The 18,987-nt window shown below is 27.0% G+C and carries 14 protein-coding genes; 11 read left to right on the forward strand and 3 right to left on the reverse strand.

What is annotated here, in order from left to right; all coding sequences use genetic code 11:
* Positions 1–4 precede the first annotated feature (4 nt).
* Both D9T19_RS10535 and mreC read left to right on the forward strand, forming a co-directional pair.
* A complete protein-coding gene (locus D9T19_RS10535; RefSeq protein ID WP_121628195.1) occupies positions 5–1,036 on the forward strand; it encodes a rod shape-determining protein in 1,032 nt (343 codons plus the stop codon).
* Entirely contained in the window at positions 1,029–1,850 is an 822-nt protein-coding gene (gene mreC, locus D9T19_RS10540) for a rod shape-determining protein MreC (RefSeq protein WP_121628196.1), read from the forward strand. Before D9T19_RS10535 ends, mreC begins: the two co-directional genes overlap by 8 nt.
* Here mreC and ribE read toward each other — a convergent pair.
* Positions 1,840–2,454, reverse strand: coding sequence for a riboflavin synthase (ribE, locus tag D9T19_RS10545; protein ID WP_121628197.1), 615 nt, complete (start codon positions 2,452–2,454; stop codon positions 1,840–1,842). The genes mreC and ribE overlap by 11 nt on opposite strands.
* A 198-nt stretch (positions 2,455–2,652) precedes the next feature.
* Between ribE and mnmG the strand changes: the two genes are divergently transcribed.
* The 6 genes from mnmG (at position 2,653) to recJ (ending at position 15,474) form a co-directional block, all read left to right on the forward strand.
* A complete protein-coding gene (gene mnmG, locus D9T19_RS10550) occupies positions 2,653–4,530 on the forward strand; it encodes a tRNA uridine-5-carboxymethylaminomethyl(34) synthesis enzyme MnmG (protein WP_121628198.1) in 1,878 nt (625 codons plus the stop codon).
* 70 nt (positions 4,531–4,600) lie between these two features.
* Positions 4,601–8,881 (forward strand): CHASE domain-containing hybrid sensor histidine kinase/response regulator, encoded by a 4,281-nt coding sequence (locus D9T19_RS10555; RefSeq protein WP_121628199.1) that lies wholly within the window; start codon positions 4,601–4,603, stop codon positions 8,879–8,881.
* The gene (locus D9T19_RS10560) at positions 8,878–10,533 is read left to right on the forward strand and encodes a GGDEF domain-containing response regulator (protein ID WP_121628200.1); all 1,656 of its coding nucleotides are present in this window, start codon (positions 8,878–8,880) and stop codon (positions 10,531–10,533) included. The genes D9T19_RS10555 and D9T19_RS10560 overlap by 4 nt, the downstream gene beginning before the upstream one ends.
* A 246-nt stretch (positions 10,534–10,779) precedes the next feature.
* Positions 10,780–12,162: a cytochrome c oxidase accessory protein CcoG gene (gene ccoG / locus D9T19_RS10565; protein ID WP_121628201.1), complete on the forward strand. Its 1,383-nt coding sequence runs from the start codon at positions 10,780–10,782 to the stop codon at positions 12,160–12,162.
* A 127-nt stretch (positions 12,163–12,289) separates the two neighbouring features.
* Positions 12,290–13,906, forward strand: a complete 1,617-nt coding sequence (pyrG, locus tag D9T19_RS10570; RefSeq protein ID WP_121628202.1) for a CTP synthase — start codon at positions 12,290–12,292, stop codon at positions 13,904–13,906.
* Positions 13,906–15,474 (forward strand): single-stranded-DNA-specific exonuclease RecJ, encoded by a 1,569-nt coding sequence (recJ, locus tag D9T19_RS10575; protein ID WP_121628203.1) that lies wholly within the window; start codon positions 13,906–13,908, stop codon positions 15,472–15,474. Before pyrG ends, recJ begins: the two co-directional genes overlap by 1 nt.
* On the opposite strand, the gene D9T19_RS10580 is transcribed toward recJ, so the two are convergent.
* Positions 15,469–16,053, reverse strand: a complete 585-nt coding sequence (locus D9T19_RS10580; protein WP_121628204.1) for a FlgO family outer membrane protein — start codon at positions 16,051–16,053, stop codon at positions 15,469–15,471. The genes recJ and D9T19_RS10580 overlap by 6 nt on opposite strands.
* A gap of 4 nt (positions 16,054–16,057) precedes the next feature.
* A complete protein-coding gene (locus D9T19_RS10585; RefSeq protein ID WP_121628205.1) occupies positions 16,058–16,723 on the reverse strand; it encodes a FlgO family outer membrane protein in 666 nt (221 codons plus the stop codon).
* Positions 16,724–16,871: 148 nt separating this feature from the next.
* Here D9T19_RS10585 and D9T19_RS10590 point away from each other — a divergent pair, with 148 nt between their 5' ends.
* The 3 genes from D9T19_RS10590 (at position 16,872) to D9T19_RS10600 (ending at position 18,987) form a co-directional block, all read left to right on the forward strand.
* Complete coding sequence (locus D9T19_RS10590; protein WP_121628206.1) at positions 16,872–17,414, forward strand: DJ-1 family glyoxalase III; 543 nt, start codon at positions 16,872–16,874, stop codon at positions 17,412–17,414.
* A gap of 86 nt (positions 17,415–17,500) precedes the next feature.
* Positions 17,501–18,238, forward strand: a complete 738-nt coding sequence (locus D9T19_RS10595; protein WP_121628207.1) for a UDP-2,3-diacylglucosamine diphosphatase — start codon at positions 17,501–17,503, stop codon at positions 18,236–18,238.
* Entirely contained in the window at positions 18,235–18,987 is a 753-nt protein-coding gene (locus tag D9T19_RS10600; protein WP_121628208.1) for a patatin-like phospholipase family protein, read from the forward strand. The genes D9T19_RS10595 and D9T19_RS10600 overlap by 4 nt, the downstream gene beginning before the upstream one ends.

Below are 18,987 nucleotides of genomic sequence, written 5' to 3' on the forward strand. Positions count from 1 at the left end.
AAATGTGTTTTTAGATAAATTAATCGGTCTATTTTCAAGTGATATGGCTATTGACTTAGGAACTGCTAATACTATTGTTTCAGTAAAAGGAAAAGGTATCATTATAAATGAGCCTTCTGTTGTTGCTGTTCAAAAAGATAAAGATGGTAGAGATAAAATATTAGCAGTTGGACAAGAAGCGAAGCAAATGATAGGGAAAACTCCTTTAAATATCCAAGCTGTTCGTCCAATGCAAGATGGTGTTATTGCTGATTTTGAAATGACTGAAAGAATGATTAGATACTTCATTGAAAAAGCACATTCAAGAAAATCTTTCATTCGACCAAGAATCATCATTTGTATTCCATATGGAATTACACAAGTTGAAAGAAAAGCCGTTGAAGAATCTGCTATGAGCGCAGGTGCAAGAGAAGTATTTTTAGTTGATGAACCAATGGCAGCAGCTATTGGTGCAGGAATTCCTGTATCTGATCCTTCAGGATATGTAGTAGTAGATATTGGTGGAGGTACAACTGAAATTGGTGTTACTTCACTTGGTGGACTTGTATTATCAAAATCAATTAAAGTTGCTGGAGATAAGTTTGATAAATCAATTATTGAACATGTTAGACAAAACTTTAACCTATACATAGGTGAAAGAACAGCTGAAAATATCAAAATAGAAATTGGTACTGCAATTAAGCTCGATAATGAATTAAAAATCAAAGTAAAAGGTAGAGATAACTCTGGATTACTTTCAACAATAGAACTTGGAAGTGAAGGAGTTAGATCTGCAATAAAAGAACCTCTTAAAGAGATTGTTTCTGCAGTTCGTTCAGTATTAGAAGATATGCCACCTGATTTAGCAGGTGATGTTGTTGACAATGGCGTAATATTAACAGGTGGTGGTGCTTTAATTAGAGGTATTGATATTTATTTAGCTGATATTATTAAACTTCCTGTAAAAGTTGCTGAAGATCCATTATTAGCAGTTGCTTACGGAACAAGTAATGTACTAGATGAGGATGCTTTACTTAAACTAATAACTAATGCGTAAATTCTTATTTCTTGTACTTTTTCTTTTAGTTGGCTTATTATATCTTTTTGAGGTAGATAAGCTAATTATCAAAAAATTCACACTTTTTAATGACTTCAAACTCTCTTATATAAATAAAGTTATAGGGATATCTACTTCTATAGAGAAATATTTTAATCAAGCAAGTACTATTGAAGCACTTAGAATTGAGAATAATGAATTAAAAGAGTATAAGACTCTTTATACTGCAACACAAAAACAACTTGATACAATAAAAGAGTTTGTTATTACAATGGATACAGATGATTTAAAGCCAAATATTAAACTTGCAAAAGTTTTATCATATATAAATTTCAATGATTTTACAAAAGTCTGGCTAGATCAAAAAAAAGAAGATGATACAATTTTAGGTTTAATTACAGAAGAATATGCAGCAGGAATTGTTGTAAATGAAAATGGTAAATCAGTTGCTCTTTTAAATGGTAATAAACAATGTTCTTATGCTGTTTTTATAGGTGAAAATAAAATACCTGGAATTATCACATCTTCGAATGATGGAAAAAATTTACTTATCAAGTATATCCCAATTTGGTCTGAAATTAAAGTGGGAGATGAAGTTATTACTTCAGGAATGGATAATATCTTTTTTGAAGGATTAAAAGTTGGAAGAATTATAGAAGAGAATACACTTCCAGATATGAGAACTGCAATAATAAAGCCTTATGCTAACGTTTTAAAAAAGAAATATTTTTATACATATAAACACTACTCACATAATAAAGAAATTTCAAATGATAAAGATAGCAATAATAAAGAAGTAACTACTAATAAGTAGCCATTATATTATCTACATCTGCCCATGAAATATCTTCTTTTGAATTTCCTTTAAACATATTATAAACATATCTAGCAAACATATCTGTTTCTATATTCACTTTTGACCCTATTGTATAAGTTTTAAAAAGTGTATTTTTTATTGTATGTGGAATTACTGTAAGTCTAAAAGAATCTTTTAAAACTTCATTTACAGTTAAAGAAACTCCATCAACTGTTATAGAACCTTTTGGTATCACATATTTAGAGTATTGTTTATCAAGTTTAATAAAAAAGTCTGTAGAATTTCCATTACTTTCAATTGCACTTATTGTTCCTAAACAATCAACATGACCTTGAACAATATGACCTTCAAATCTATCACCCATCATCATAGCAGGTTCAATATGAACTTCATTTTTGTAGTTTTCCATTGCTAAAATATTCTGAGTTTCAGGAGACATCTCAACAGAAAAGGTATCTTTTGAAATTTCAACAACTGTTAAACACGCACCATTAATTGCAACTGAATCACCTATTTTTGGTGAATACTCTGCTTTTATAGTTAAATAATCATTATCTAAACTTGCAACTTTTGCCATTTCTCGAATCAGACCTGTAAACACTTAAAAAACCTTTTGATATAATTTAGGTATAATATCCAAAATATGTTAAGAAGCTAATTTCACACACTTAAACAAAAGCTTTTATTCGCTTTTTAATAAAATCTATATTTGAAAATTCAAAAAAATATTAAATCTTAGAAAAGAATATAAAGAATACTTGATTAATAAATTATTTCAAGTGCCTTTAAAAGGAAAAAAATGAAATATGATGTAATTGTTGTCGGTGGCGGACACGCAGGTATTGAAGCATCACTTGCAAGTGCAAGAATGGGGAAACAAACATTATTAATTACAATGTTAGTAGAACAAATTGGAGCAGCATCTTGTAATCCTGCTGTTGGTGGTCTAGCAAAAGGTCATTTAGTACGAGAATTAGATGCAATTGGTGGAGAAATGGGCCTTTGTACAGATAGTGCAGGTATCCAATTTAGAATTCTTAATGCGTCAAAAGGTGCAGCTGTTCAAGGAAGTCGTGCCCAAATTGATATGGATAAATACAGAGCATATATGAGAAAAGTTTGTCATAATACTCCTAATTTAGAAGTTTATCAAGATGAAGTTAGCCAACTTTTAGTAAAAAATGGGAATGAAGTTTGTGGTGTAAAAACAAAATTAGGTGAAGAGTTTGAATCTAAAAAAGTAATTATCACAACAGGTACTTTTATGAAAGGTCTTATTCATATTGGTGAAAGTTCTTATGAAGCTGGTCGAGCTTGGGAATTACCCTCTTCTACACTTTCAACTCAATTAAAAGAATTAGGTTTAACTGTGGGAAGACTTAAAACAGGAACACCTGCAAGAATTGATGGGAAATCTATAAACTATGAAAATATGGAAGCTCACGGTGGAGATGTAAAACCCTCACCTTTTTCATTTAGAACAGATAAAAGTAAATTTAGTCCAACACAATATCCTTGTTATATCACATACACAAACTTAGATACGCATCATACAATTAGATCAAATTTTGATAGAGCACCACTATTTACAGGTCAAATCAAAGGAAGTGGTCCAAGATATTGTCCAAGTATTGAAGATAAGGTAAATAGATTCGCAGAACGTGATAGACATCAATTATTTTTAGAGCCTCAAACTTCAATGTGTACAGAATACTATGTAAATGGTCTTAGTACTTCTTTACCTATTGATGTTCAAAAAGAGATGATTCACTCAATTGCAGGATTAGAAAATGCTAAAATTATTAGATATGGATATGCAATAGAATATGATTATGTAGACCCAACAGAATTAAAACATACTCTTGAAACAAAAAAGATTAAAAACCTTTATAATGCAGGACAAATTAATGCAACAACAGGTTATGAAGAAGCAGCATCTCAAGGACTAATGGCTGGAATAAATGCCTGTTTAGCAATTGATGGGAAAGAACCATTTATACTAAGACGAGATGAAGCATATATTGGTGTTTTAATTGATGATTTAGTTACAAAAGGTACAAGTGAACCATATAGAATGTTTACGTCACGTGCTGAATATAGACTATTATTAAGAGAAGAAAGTGCTGATTTAAGACTTTCAAAATATGGTCATGATTTAGGTCTTATTGATGATGAAACTTTTGCAAAAGTTGAAAATAAAAGAAAAGTTTTAAATGAAGCAATAGAATTTATGTCAAATGAATGGTTTACTTCAAAAAAAGAGAACTTAGAATTATTAGAATCAATAGGTGAAGACAAAATCAGAGATAGAGCGCTGTTAATTGATATTGTTGGAAGAAATACAGTAAATAATGAAAAGTTTGATAAATTAGTTCCATCTTTAGCAAATACGGATGCATATTTAAAAGAACAAATCATAATTGAGGCAAAATATTATAGATATATTTTAAAACAACAAAAACAAATTGATAAAATGAAAAAGATGTTAAAACTTACAATCCCTGAAGATTTTAATTTTAGAGGAATTGCAGGATTATCAAATGAAGCTGTTGAAAAATTAGAAAAATTTAAGCCACCGACTTTATTTAATGCAAGTCAAATCTCAGGAATAACTCCTGCTGCAATTGATATTATTCATTTAAATATAAATTTAAGCAATAAAAATAAAAACAACTAATTTTTAAAAGGACATTTGAAATGTCCTTTTTTTATGGCTATACTTAGAATACTAAAAAAAGGTTCTATATATGAATTATATATTTAAAAAAATCTATCTATTAATACTTTTTACTGGTATTTTACTCAGTTTAGCTCTTGCTTATTATTCATATTCTAATAATCTAGAAAAAGAACAAATCCAATTTAATTCATTAACAAAAAAAACTATTCAACAAATCAAAAATAGAATGGATACATATAGAGAAGTATTATATAGTGGAGTAGGATTCTTTGAAGCTTCTACAAATGTTGGAAGAAATGAATGGCATATATTTACAAGTAAACTTCAATTAAAACGATATTTTCCTGGAATTCAAGGATTAGGATATAGTGTAGTTTTAAGAGAAAATGAACTAGAAAAAAACATAAAAGATATTAGAGAAGAAGGTTTCCCTTCATATAAGATATATCCTGAAGGTAAAAGAGACTTATACACATCAGTAATTTATATAGAACCTTTTAGTCCAAGAAATCAAAAAGCTTTTGGTTATGATATGTATTCACAAGAACAACGACGTTATGCGATGAAAAGAACTATTGAAACAGGACTTCCAACATTAAGTAGTAAGGTTAAACTTGTTCAAGAAAATAAGAAAGACATACAATCTGGATTCTTATTATATACACCACTTTATAAACAAAATATGCCTTTAGATACAAAAGAACAAAGATACAAAGCTATTAAAGGTTTTATATATGCAGTATTTCGTACTAAAGATTTTATATATGGGGCAGTAGGTAATTCACTAGAAGTTTTAAATATCAAAATGTATGATGGCTCAATAAAAAATAAAGACACTCTATTATTTGATTCAAATACTAATAATAACAATAATAAATTTTCAAAAAATATAGAAGTGGAACTTGATGGCCATTTATGGACATTTGAAATCACAACAGAAGGGACATCTTTAGATTCAGAAGAAAAATTTTATTCATTTATATTCGCAATCTTAGGCCTTTTAATTACTTTTTTACTTACTCTTCTTATAAAAAGACAAGGAGAATTTGAAATATTAAAAGATGATGCCCTTTTTAATGTTTCTCAAGGAGTAATGGTTACTAATAATCAAAGAGAAATTATTTATACAAATAAAGCTTTTGAAGATTTAACAGGATATTCAAGAGAATCAATATACGGGCAGCAACCTGACTTCTTGCAAGGGGAAGATACCAATTTAGAATCTATCAAATTTATTAAAAAAAAGATTAAAGATTTAGAACCTTTTGAATGTGAAATATTAAATTATAAAAAAGATGGTACAGCCTTTTGGAATCGTTTAGCAGTAACACCTATTTTAGATGAAAAGAATGAAATCAAACGATATATTGGTATACAAAATGATATAACAGAGAAAAAAAATTTAGAAAAGAAAATGCTCTTTGAAAAAAACCTTATTGAAAATATTTTAAGTAATACAAGTGCAATTATTGCATTAATTGATATGAATGGAGTAATGGTAAAATTAAATGAATATGGGAAAAATCTAGTTGGATTTACCCAAGAAGAAATATCTTCTAAACCATATTTCTGGAAAAATTTTATTCCAGAAAAAATGAGAAAAAATGTAAAACAAATTATATTAGAAGCCAAGAAAAACAAATTAATAGAAAAGAAAAGAAATCCTTGGATATCAAAAAATGGTGAAGAAAAGATATTTGAATGGTCAAATCAATTAATAAAAGATTTAAAAGGTAATCCTGAATATGTAATTACAGTTGGAATTGATATAACAAACGATGTTATATTACAAGAAGAACATAAAAAATATCAAAAACAATTAGCTCTTTCTGCACAGATATCTGGTTTAGCATTTTGGGAATTAAATCTTAAAACAAATATATTTACATTAAATGATCTTTATTATAGTTTTTTAGGAACAACTATCGAAAAAGAAGGTTCTTATCAATTTGATGTAAAAACGTATTTAAATACTTTTATTCCTAAAAAAAGCCAAAGAATTGTTAAGGATATAATTACTTTAGCATTTACACGAAATAAAGATTATCAAGATAGTTTCGAATATGAAATGATAAAAAGAGATGGTAGTATATTACAAGTCTTAGTAAACTATTTTATATCATATGATAAAGATGGAATACCTGATAAAGCTTATGGTACAAAATATAATCTTACAAAACAAAAACAAAAAGAAAAAATCTTAATAGAAGCAAAGCAAAAAGCAGAAAATGCATCTAAAGCAAAATCAGAATTCCTAGCAAATATGTCACATGAAATTAGAACACCATTAAATGGTATTATTGGTCTTACAAATCTTACATTAGAAACAAAATTAAGTGATGTACAAAGAAATTATCTTACAAAATCTATAATATCTTCTGAAGCATTATTACATGTAATTAATGACATATTAGATTATTCAAAAATAGAAGTTAATAAAATTGAATTAGAACATATTCCATTTGAACTAGACAAAATATTACAAGAAGTATCTAATTTATTTATTTATGAGGCTCAAAATAAGAATATTGTACTAGATTGTACAATTGCCCCTTCTATTCCTAATAATTTAATTGGGGATCCATTTAGAACTAAACAAATTCTAATAAATTTACTTGGAAATGCAATTAAATTTACACATCATGGATTTATTAATATAGATATAAAATTAGAAGAAATAAAAAGTAATACAATAAAATTAGTTTTTAGTATAAAAGATACAGGTATAGGAATATCTAAAGAAAAGCAAAAAAAATTATTTCAAGATTTCTCGCAAGTTGATACTTCAAATACAAGAGAATATGGAGGAAGTGGATTAGGGCTTGTTATTTCAGAAAGATTAGCTCAAATTATGGGTGGAGGAATTAGCGTAGAGAGTAGAGAAGGAGAAGGAAGTGTTTTTAATTTCACGTCAAAAGTAGAATATATAAAAAAAGATTATAGATTTTTATCTCAAGATTTAAAAAATAAAAATGTATTAATTGTAAATAATAATAAAAATACAAGTGAAAATATAGAAATGACATTAAAGATGTTTGCCTTAAATACAAAAATTTGTCATAGTGCAGAATCTGCTTTAGAAATTCTAAAAAAAGAAGATTTTAATTATATTCTAATAGAATGGGAGTTACCAGGGATTGATGGAATTAAATTTACAAAGATTGCAGACTCACTTTATTCTAATAAAGATATAAAGATTATTATTATAAGTTCATTTGACAAACGAGATTCACTTATTAGCAAAGTAAAGGAAAATAAAATGAATGAGAATAAACTTTTAATAAAACCATTTAGTTCTTCTACTTTATTAGATATTTTAGCTATAAACAGTGATACTAAATTAGAAAAAGATCATAGCAAACAAAAGCTTATTGCAAAAGGAAAAGCTCTATTAGTAGAAGATAATGAAATAAATCAGCTTGTAGCAAAACAGAACCTAGAAAATTTTGGTTTAGAAGTATATACTGCAATTAATGGTAAAATAGCTGTAGAAAAAGTAAAAAAAGAATATTTTGATATCATTTTTATGGATTTACAAATGCCTATTATGGATGGATTCCAAGCAAGCAAAGAAATTAGGGAATTTAATTCTAATGTCCCTATTATTGCATTAAGTGCTGCTGTGATGGATGAAGATTTAAAAATGACACAAAAAGTAGGGATGAATGAGCACTTGTCAAAACCCATTGATATTAATAAACTTAAAGAAATAATTAGCAGATATCTTGATACATCATTTGAAGAAGTATTACCAAATAATGAACTAGTTGTAGAAAACCATTGTGAAGGAATAGACTTAAAAGAATTAATTGAGAGATTAAATAATGATAAAGAACTTTCATATAAAATGTTAATAAATTTTTCAAAAGACAAAAAGAATATAATTAAAGAACTTAGTTCTTTAGATATAAAATCTGATGAATTTAATTCTTTAATTCATAATATAAAAGGATTAAGTGGAAATTTATCTCTTTATGATGTTTTTAAATATAGTACAAAAATTTATACTAGTAATATTTTTGAGGAAAAGATTAATTTTTTAGCTAAATTAAAAGATAGTTTAACTATTGTAATGAAAACAATAGATGAAGAAATAGTTCCTAAAATTATAGTAAAAACTGATTCAAACAATTTTTTAAAAAAAGAAATATTAGAAAATATTAAGCAATTAAATTATGATATTTCGCAGGGTGCATTTATCACTCAAGAAAGAAAAGAATTAGTTATAAATCAAGTAAGTCAAGTTGAAAATGAGATAATAGCTATGGAACTTGAAAAATATTTATTAAATTTTGATTATACAAATGCACAAGAGATACTAAGAAAAATTATTGGGGAGTTATCTTGAATCAAAAAATAGTTTTAATAGTAGATGATGAGCCTACAAATATTAATATAGTAGCAGAGAATTTACATAATTTATATCAAATAAGAATAGCAACAGATGGAATAACTGCTTTAGAAATGCTAGATAAAGTAAAACCTGATTTAATTTTACTCGATATTAATATGCCAAAAATGAATGGTTATGAAGTTGCAGATAGAATAAAATCTTCAAAAGAAACAGAAAATATTCCTTTTATATTCTTAACTGCTAAGAATGATTCAAAAAGTGTTGTAAAAGGTTTTAATAAAGGTGCTATTGATTATATATCAAAACCTTTCTCAAAAGAGGAATTACAAGCTAGAGTATCAACTCATTTAAAATTATATGAACTTAAAAACTCACTTGAACATACAGTTAATGAATTAGAACATAAAATACAAGAACTAGATGAAAGTCGAAAAGAGTTTGAAACAATTTTTGATAAATCATTAAATGGAATTGCTCTTACTGATTTAAATACAAATTTCCTAATGACAAATGATTCTTTCTCAAGAATAATAGGATATAACAAAGAAGAGTTAAAAAATCAAAGTTTCTTTTCACTAAGCTTAGAAGATGAAAGTTTAAAAGTAAAAGAAATAATTAATGATGTTCTAACAAATGGGTATGTTGAAAATATAAATAAAGTATATAAAGTCAAAGATAAGATTATTACCGCAAATATATCTATTTCTCTAATGCCTGATAAAAAAACACTTTTATATAATATTGCAGATATTACCCAATTAAAAAAAGCTGAATTCGAGATAAAACAATATATTAAACTTATGGATCAAAATATAATATCTTCAAATATAAATTTAAAAGGTGTTGTAACAAATATTTCAAAAGCATTTTTAAAAATTAGTGGCTTTAAAAAAGAAGAGTTAATTGGAAATGAATGTAGAATTATCCATCATAGTAATTTATCAAAAGAAACATATTCTAAGTTATGGTCAACATTAGATAAAAATCTTATTTGGGAAGGTGAGTTAGAAAATAAAAGAAAAGATGTTTCTACTTACTGGCTTAAACTAGCTATTCATCCAGATTTTGATATTGCTAATGGTCAAAAAATAGGATATACCTTTATTATGCAAGATATCACAGATAAAAAAAGAATTGAAGAAATTTCTTTACATGATGAACTTACAAAACTTTATAATAGACGACATTTTAATCAAGTATTACATAATGAACTCAATCGTGCTAAAAGAGATAAAAAAACACTGTCTTTTATGATGTTAGATGTAGATTACTTCAAATTTTATAATGATACTTATGGACATCAAGAAGGGGATAAAGTCTTATGTAAAATCAGTAAAGTACTTAATAGCTTTTGCAAAAGAGCTGGAGATTTTGCATTTAGATTAGGAGGGGAAGAATTTGGAATTTTATTTTCTGAATTATCACAAAAAGAAGCTGAAATCTTTGCAAATGTAATAAGAAAAGCTATTGAGAATTTAAAAATACCGCATGAAAAAAATGTAATTTCTAATGTAGTTACAATTTCTATAGGTTTATTAACTATATTATATAATGAAGAAATCACAGAAATTGAGATATATAAAAAAGCTGATGATTTATTATATAAAGCAAAAGAAACTGGCAGAAATAAAGTATGCGCACAATAATAATAAAAAATGAGGACTAATATACAAGTTTTTTATATACAAAAGATGTAATAGAATTACAAATGAATTAAAAAAGTTTAATCCTATACTATATAAAAGACTATCCAAAAATTAACGAATTTAAAAGAATTCAAGGTTAAGGAAATATTAAAACTAAACTAACATAAGATTAACTTATAATTGCTTATGCTTATTATAAGCTATATTTATATAAAATTACCTAAGAATTACAAAAAAGGCCTTCACATGAAAGAAAAAAATGAATTTCTAAAAAAAACTCCTTATCGGATAAAAAGATATTATGGTTATGCATTAGCAACTATTTTATCTATTTCTTTACCTTTTATCACAATTGGTGGTAATCATATTTTCTTATTATCTTTTGATAAGAAACAACTTCACTTACTTGGAACTGCATTTGATATGCAAGAGTTGTATTTAATGCCATTTTTATTAATGCTTTTATTCTTGGGAATTTTTGCAGCAACATCTTTAGGAGGTCGTGCTTGGTGTGGTTGGGCTTGTCCTCAGACTATATTTAGAGTTATTTATAGAGACTTAATTGAGTCTAAGTTATTAGGATTACGAAGAATTAAAAATAAGCAAAAAGATCCTGATATGTCAAAAGCTAAAAATGTTTCTAAAAGAGTTATTGCTGTTATAATATGGACATTTTTATCATTATTAGCAGCATCAAACTTTATGTGGTTTTTCATTCCACCTGAAGATTTCTTCTCTTATTTACAAAATCCAACTGAACATATGGTATTAATTGGTTTTGTATTAGGAATTGCTGCATTTATTGTATATGATGGAATTTTATTAAAAGAAGATTTCTGTATTTATATTTGTCCTTACTCAAGAGTTCAATCTGTTTTATATGATGAAGATACTTATCAAGCAATATACTCAACTAAAAGAGGTGGAGATATTTATAATGAAGATAAAGAAAAAATTATCTTCAAAGCAAAAGATTTACCTTCTCAAACAAACGAATGTACAACATGTGAAGCATGTGTTACTGTTTGTCCTACACATATTGATATCAGAAAAGGTACACAACTAGAATGTATCAACTGTTTAGAATGTGTTGATGCTTGTACTACTGTTATGGGGAAACTTGGTAAACCATCACTTGTTCAATGGTCAAGTACAAATACAATTAAAAGAGATATTCCAACAAAAATTATTAGAAAGCAAACTATTATGTATGCTGTTGCTTTACTAATTGTTGTTGCTCTATTATTTGTTATGGGTGGGAAAAAAGAATATATGTTACTAAATGTAAATAAAACTACTCAACTGTATAAAGTGAAAGAAAACCACGTTGTTGCCAATAATTTCTTATTATTATTCCAAAATACAGAATCAAAAAAATTAACATATAATATTGAAGTAGTTGATCATGATGATATCCAAATTAAAAGATTTAAACCATTTACTCTAAGTCCTGGTAAAATGGCGAAAAAAGTTATGATATTAGAAACGAATAAAGTACTAGTTAATGATTCTACAAGAGATACACCAATTACAGTAACTTTAAAAGCTTATGCTCAAGAAGATCCAGAAAAAGTAGTTGTTTTTAGAAAAGCTGTATTTATATACCCAAGATTTGATAAACTTAAATAACTTCACAAATAGACAAGTTTATATAATATAAACCTGTCTATTTCTTAAAAAAACTTACTTAACTTAATTATCAACAAAAACTAGATACAATCGCGAATATCATTAACAAATTTCATTGGAGTATTACATGACTAAATTCATCTTCGTAACAGGTGGGGTTCTAAGTTCACTAGGAAAAGGAATCACCGCAGCATCAATTGCAACAATATTAAAACAATCTGGCTTCAAAGTAAGTATGCTTAAAATTGACCCATACTTAAATGTAGATCCAGGGACAATGAGTCCACTAGAACATGGAGAAGTTTTCGTAACTGCCGATGGAGCAGAAACAGATTTAGACTTAGGAAATTACGAAAGATTTATTGATACAACGTTAAGTGCTAAAAACAACTTTACAACAGGACAAGTTTATCAAAGTGTAATTAAAAGAGAAAGAGAAGGTGGTTACTTAGGTAAAACTATTCAAGTAATTCCTCATGTTGTAGATGAAATTAAAAGAAGAATTTATTCAGTTGCAGAAGGTTATGAATTTTTAATTGTTGAATTAGGTGGAACAGTAGGAGATATTGAAGGTTTACCATTTATGGAGTCTATTCGTTCAATCAGACATGAACTTCCAAAAACAAATACTATGAATATTCATGTTACATTAATTCCATACATAGCAGCAGCTGATGAACTTAAAACAAAACCAACACAACATTCTGTTCAAGAATTAAGAAGAATTGGTATTACTCCTCATATGTTAGTTTGTAGAACAGAGCGAACATTACCAAAGAATTTAAAAACAAAATTAGCAATGTCATGTGATATTGATAATAATGGAGTAATTGAAGCAGGTGATGCACAATCAATTTATCAAGTTCCTTTACATTTTATTAAAGAAGGGATCATTAATCCTTTATCTAATCATTTTAATATTAAAATCAAACCAAATATGGGGAAATGGGATACTTTAGTTAAAAATATTTTAGTACCACAAGAAGAATTAACAATTGCATTTGTAGGAAAATATTTAGAATTAAAAGAATCATATAAATCATTAACAGAAGCATTAATTCATAGTGGTGCACATTTAAATACGAAAGTAAATATTCATTGGTGTGATTCTGAGAAAATCGAAGTTCATGGAGCTTATGATATTATTGGAGAATCTGATGGTATATTAGTAGCTGGTGGATTTGGACATAGAGGTGTAAAAGGAAAACTTGAAGCTATTAAATATGCTAGAGAAAATAAAATACCATACTTAGGTATTTGTCTTGGTATGCAATTAGCTGTTATAGAATATGCTAGAAATGTGTTAGGAATTGAAGATGCAAACTCTATTGAATTTGATAAAGAAACACCTAATCCATTAATTTATTTAATTGATGAATTTATGGATCAAAGTGGAGAAAAACAAATTAGAACTCATAAATCACCAATGGGTGGGACTATGAGATTAGGTGAGTATCCATTTGAACCTTTAAAAGGAACAAAATTACAAAAAGCATATGGAAATGAAGAAATTTATTTTGAAAGACATAGACATAGATATGAAGCAAATCCAGCTTATAAAGAAAGATTAGAAGAAGCAGGAATGATAATATCTGGACAATCTAATGGATTAATTGAAGCAGTTGAAATTAAAGATCATCCATGGTTTGTAGGTGTTCAATTCCATCCTGAGTTTACATCACATTTAGAAACTCCAAACCCAATAATCTTAGAATTTGTTAGACAAGCAAATAAAAAAGATTAATGATAAAAGTTACAAAAAATAGACTTTTTGAACTACTTTCTGCTAGACATTCGAATAACTTATATTCGCGTCTTGCAGATATTCCAGCTCCTGATAATTTCAAAGATATTAAAAAAGCTTCTACGAGAATAAAAACTGCAATTTTAAATAAAGAAACTATTACAATAGTGGGTGACTACGATGTAGATGGTGTTGTATCAACTACAATAATGGTAGATTTCTTCAAAAAGATTAATGTAAAAATCAATTATATAATTCCAAATAGATTCAAACATGGTTATGGTTTATCTCCAAAGATTGTAGATATGATTGATGATGGATTAGTAATAACTGTTGATAATGGAATATCGGCTGTTCCTGCTGCTTTAAAACTAAAAGAAAAAGGTATTGATTTAATTATCACAGATCATCATACCGTTGGTGAAAATATTCCTTATGCTTATGCAATAATTAACCCAAAACAAGAAGATTGTAACTTTGAGTTTAAAGATATTTGTGGAGCTCAAGTTGCTTGGTATTTATGTGCTGCAATTAAAAAAGAGTTAAATCTTGATGTAAAAATGACAGACTTTTTAGATTTGCTTTGTGTTGCTATAATAGCAGATATTATGCCAATGACTGCACTTAATTATACTCTTGTAAAACAAGGTTTAAAAAAAATTAAAACATCACAAAGAGAAGCTTTTAAGAAGTTAAATGAAGTTATGCAAAAACAAGCTTTTGTATCAGATGATATTGGCTTTTTTATAGCGCCAAAAATAAATAGTGCAGGAAGAATGGAAGATGCAAGTATTGCCTTAGAATTTCTTTTATCAAAAACTTCATATCAAGCAAATGACTCTTTACAAATGTTAGAAGAATTAAATACTTATAGAAAAGCACTTCAAGAAGATATTACAAAAAAAGCACAAGCAAAAACAAATGTAAATGATAATGCGGTTATTGTTTGGGGTGAAAACTGGCATGAAGGTGTTATTGGAATTGTTGCATCAAAATTATCCAACACTTTTAAAAAACCTGCTTTTATCTTTTCTTTGAATAACGGTATTGCAAAAGGAAGTGCAAGAGCAAATGCAAATATAAATCTTCATACAATAATCACAAAAGCTTCACATTTACTTCTAGGATTTGGTGGACATAAAAATGCAGCTGGATTAGCTATGAAAGAAGAAAACCTAGAAGAGTTTAAAACTATTATAAATGAAGAATTAGAAGCTCATAAAGATGAATTACATATTGAACCAACTACTTTAGGTGAATTAGATGTAGCATCAGTAGATTTACAATTTTTAGATATTATTGATCAATTTGAACCTTATGGTTTAGAAAACTTAAAACCTATATTCAAAATCTCAAAAGTTTCACTAGTAAAATGTACTTTAATGGGTAGAGATAAAAATCATATGAAATTAACATTAAATTGTGATGGAGTTATATTTGAAGCTATTAAATTTAATGACTCAAATAGTGATTTACCAAATATCTTTGACTTAGTTGTTTCAATTAGTAAAAATGAATTCCGAGGAGAGATAACTCCTCAATTTTTAATACAAGATATTATCTTATAATACAATATGAGGACGTGAAATACTAGAAGAATCTGCTGATCCTTCTAATTGTAGAATTTCCTCATCAATATCAGTTCTCTCATATGATGAAGCTAATATATAACCTGTTCTAATATCTATTAATTTTATAAATAGATTTAAACTTCTACTTGTAATTGAGTATGTTCCAACTACAGCAAATCTTTCTTTTTCTACTTTCTTGGAAATAATTTTATTGTGATCTCTAGTTAATAAATTAAAACCTGATTCACCTAATTCAAACTCTTTCCCAAATTCAATTTCACGAACAAGAATATTTAAAGAGACCAATCTATCTTTTAATATATCTGATAATAAAAAACCTAGCTCAGATCTATTTTTTAATCTATCTAGATTAACAAAATCTGAAACTAATACAATATCATCAATCATTGTATTACTTTTTATTTTTTTAGCAGCATCATCAACTAAATCAGAGACTAAAGAGTGAAAGTCATTTGTACCATTTATAAGATTTTTATGTGAGCAAGAAGAAAGAAACAGGGTTACAAAAGAAGAAAGTATAACTAATTTTATAACTTTATAAAAGCTTGAACTCATATATTTATCGTTCTTCTACTATGTTAATAGTTCTAGCTGCTTTACAATCTTTAAATAACATACAATCATTCATTCTTTTATGATTATATGTTGCCCTAGAACTAGAGATAATTTTTCCCGTAATATTATCAATAACTCTTGCATTTAACATAACTTTCCCATATTGTCTAGAATAAGTTCCAACTACAATATAAGTATTTGGAATTTTATTCTTCAATTTATTAGTTTTTCTACTGATAAAGTACTCTCCATCATTATTAACTGAAACTGCTAATTGTCCCCTAAATTCAATAATATTAAAGCCTCTATTTGATAATTCATCAATTAAACTTTCACTGACTATTCTTCCAAATTCAGTAGTTTTTTTAAGTTCCGCAAGTCTTACAAATGATGTAATAATTACAGGTTTATTTGTATTCATTTTTTTATTTCTCATCATTTGAGTTGCTAAAGAGGCTATTGTTCCTTCCAAAGTTGATTGAGTGGTTATATTTCTTTGCTTATCATCTGCAATTTCTAAAATTTGTTTTGTAGTTTGCACTTTGTTGTACTCTTTTAAAACATCGCCATTAAGAGAGGTACTTGTAATCTCTTTTTTATATGTACAACCTACTATTGTAAATGCGAGTAAAGTAGCTATTATTCCCACTTTAGATAAACTTTTAAACATTAAAAACCCCTTTAACTGATTATTTAAATTTTATTTAAACTTTGCTTACATACTCTTGAAAAGATTATTTATTATTTTCTATAAAATCTAGTTTCAAAGCTTATTTATATGGGTTTGAATATAATTATAAAAACAAAAAAGGATTTTTATGGCAAAAATTATAATAGCTATTTCAAATGGTTTTGAAGAGATTGAAGCAATAAGTATAATTGATATTTGTAGACGTGCAAATATCGAAGTTACAATAGCAGCAACTGAAGATATTCAAACAGCAGGTGCTAATAGTATAAAAATTGTTGCAGATTGTCTAATAGATACTATTAATTCTTCTGATTTTGATATGATTGTTTTACCAGGTGGTTTACCAAATGCATTTAATTTAGCAGAAAATGAAAAGGTACAATCACTTTTAAAAGAGTTCAAAGAACAAAATAAAAATATTGGAGCAATTTGTGCTGCACCTTATGCTTTACACAAAGCTGATGTTCTAAATGAAAACTTCACGTGTTATCCAAGTTTTGAAAAAGAAATAAGAGAAAATGGTTACCATGAAGATGATGCAATTGTAATTGATGGAAAAGTAATTACATCAAGAGGACCAGCAACTGCTATGAGTTTTGCCCTTGAAATTGTAAACATTTTATGTGAAGAAGAGACTTATACTAACGTAAAGAATGGTTTATTAGCATAAAAATAATCAAAAAAGATTAGATAAATTATCTAATCTTTTTTTCTTCTTGTCATTCAATTGTAATCAAATAAAAATAAAATCCTTGAATGAAATACAAAAGCATATTTATATCAGATATACATCTAGGAACAAAGTTTTCTAAAACAAAAGAATTATTAAACTTTTTAAAACATAATGAAAGTGAAAACCTAATATTAGTAGGTGATATTATTGATGGATGGGCTATAAAAAGAAAGTTTATTTGGCCACAATCTCACTCAGATGTAATACAAAAAATATTGAAAAAAGCAAGAAAAGGAACAAACGTAACTTTTATAACAGGTAACCATGATGAATTTATACGCCCTTTTGTACCTTTAATACTTGGTGATTCTTTAAAAATAACAAATGAATTAGATTATTATGGAATAAATGGGAATAAATATTATATAACTCATGGAGATTTTTTTGACTCAATTACCATGACAAAAAAATGGCTAGCAATACTTGGTGATTATGGTTATGATTTACTTTTACATTTAAATTCAGTATTAAATTTTTTAAGAAGAAAAGTAGGAATTCATAAATATTTCTCACTTTCAAAATATGTAAAAGATAGTGTTAAATCTTCAGTATCATTTATAAATGATTTTGAAACAGTATTATCAAATCATGCAAAGAATAAAGGATATGATGGTATTATTTGTGGACACATTCATAAAGCAGAAATTAGAAATATTGATACGATAGAATATTTAAATTGTGGTGATTGGGTAGAATCTTGTACCGCAATTGTTGAAACTTTCGATGGAGAATTTAAAATAATAAATTGGTTGGATAAATGAATTTAGCACTAGCATTAGGTGGAGGAGCAGCACGTGGAGCTTTTCACTTAGGAGTTTTACATTATTGCGAAGTAAATAATATTGAAATACATGCCTTTAGTGGCTCATCAATTGGAAGTATTATTTCATGCTCACATGCAAGTGGAGTTAGTGCAAAAGAACAATTAAAAATATTTACTTCAAAAGAAATAAGAAAAGCTATTAAATTTAATTATTTTAAAAATGGATTACTTAAGATTGACACTTCAAATAAAATTATAAAAGAGTTATTACCAATTTCAAAAATAGAAAATATTCCAAAACCAGTTTTTGTAAACGCTTATGATTTAAAAAAAAGAAAATTACACTATTTTAATAGTGGGGATACAATTACTTTATGTATAGCCTCAAGTGCAATTATTCCCTTATTTAGACCGATTAAGTACAAAAATATGTATTTAATTGATGGGGGATTATTCGATAATATCCCAATAAAACCACTGGAAAATAAAAATTATGATATTTTATCTATTGATTTATTTCCAAAAGAATATGCAAATAAGATTCTAAGAATAAATCCTATAAAGATTTTAAAAAGAAAGATTTTCACGCAACTTTATGAAAACAATAAATACTCAATTGAAAATACAGATTATTACCTTGCTAGCAGTCAGATAAGAAACTTTGCTTTATACAGTTTTGAAGAAATTGAAGATTGTTTTAATCTTGGAGTTAAAGAAGCAAAAAATCATTTTTTGGATATAATTTAA

It is taken from the genome of Poseidonibacter antarcticus, assembly GCF_003667345.1.
In the GTDB taxonomy this organism is placed as follows: Bacteria; Campylobacterota; Campylobacteria; order Campylobacterales; family Arcobacteraceae; genus Poseidonibacter; species Poseidonibacter antarcticus.

Bases quoted from the DNA above. Each gene is read 5' to 3' on its own strand.
- D9T19_RS10555 (WP_121628199.1), top strand. From the start codon at position 4,601: ATGAATTATATATTTAAAAAAATCTATCTATTAATACTTTTTACTGGT.
- D9T19_RS10580 (WP_121628204.1), bottom strand. From the start codon at position 16,053: ATGAGTTCAAGCTTTTATAAAGTTATAAAATTAGTTATACTTTCTTCT.
- mreC (WP_121628196.1), top strand. From the start codon at position 1,029: ATGCGTAAATTCTTATTTCTTGTACTTTTTCTTTTAGTTGGCTTATTA.
- D9T19_RS10600 (WP_121628208.1), top strand. From the start codon at position 18,235: ATGAATTTAGCACTAGCATTAGGTGGAGGAGCAGCACGTGGAGCTTTT.
- D9T19_RS10595 (WP_121628207.1), top strand. From the start codon at position 17,501: ATGAAATACAAAAGCATATTTATATCAGATATACATCTAGGAACAAAG.
- D9T19_RS10590 (WP_121628206.1), top strand. From the start codon at position 16,872: ATGGCAAAAATTATAATAGCTATTTCAAATGGTTTTGAAGAGATTGAA.
- ccoG (WP_121628201.1), top strand. From the start codon at position 10,780: ATGAAAGAAAAAAATGAATTTCTAAAAAAAACTCCTTATCGGATAAAA.
- mnmG (WP_121628198.1), top strand. From the start codon at position 2,653: ATGAAATATGATGTAATTGTTGTCGGTGGCGGACACGCAGGTATTGAA.
- recJ (WP_121628203.1), top strand. From the start codon at position 13,906: ATGATAAAAGTTACAAAAAATAGACTTTTTGAACTACTTTCTGCTAGA.
- D9T19_RS10585 (WP_121628205.1), bottom strand. From the start codon at position 16,723: ATGTTTAAAAGTTTATCTAAAGTGGGAATAATAGCTACTTTACTCGCA.
- pyrG (WP_121628202.1), top strand. From the start codon at position 12,290: ATGACTAAATTCATCTTCGTAACAGGTGGGGTTCTAAGTTCACTAGGA.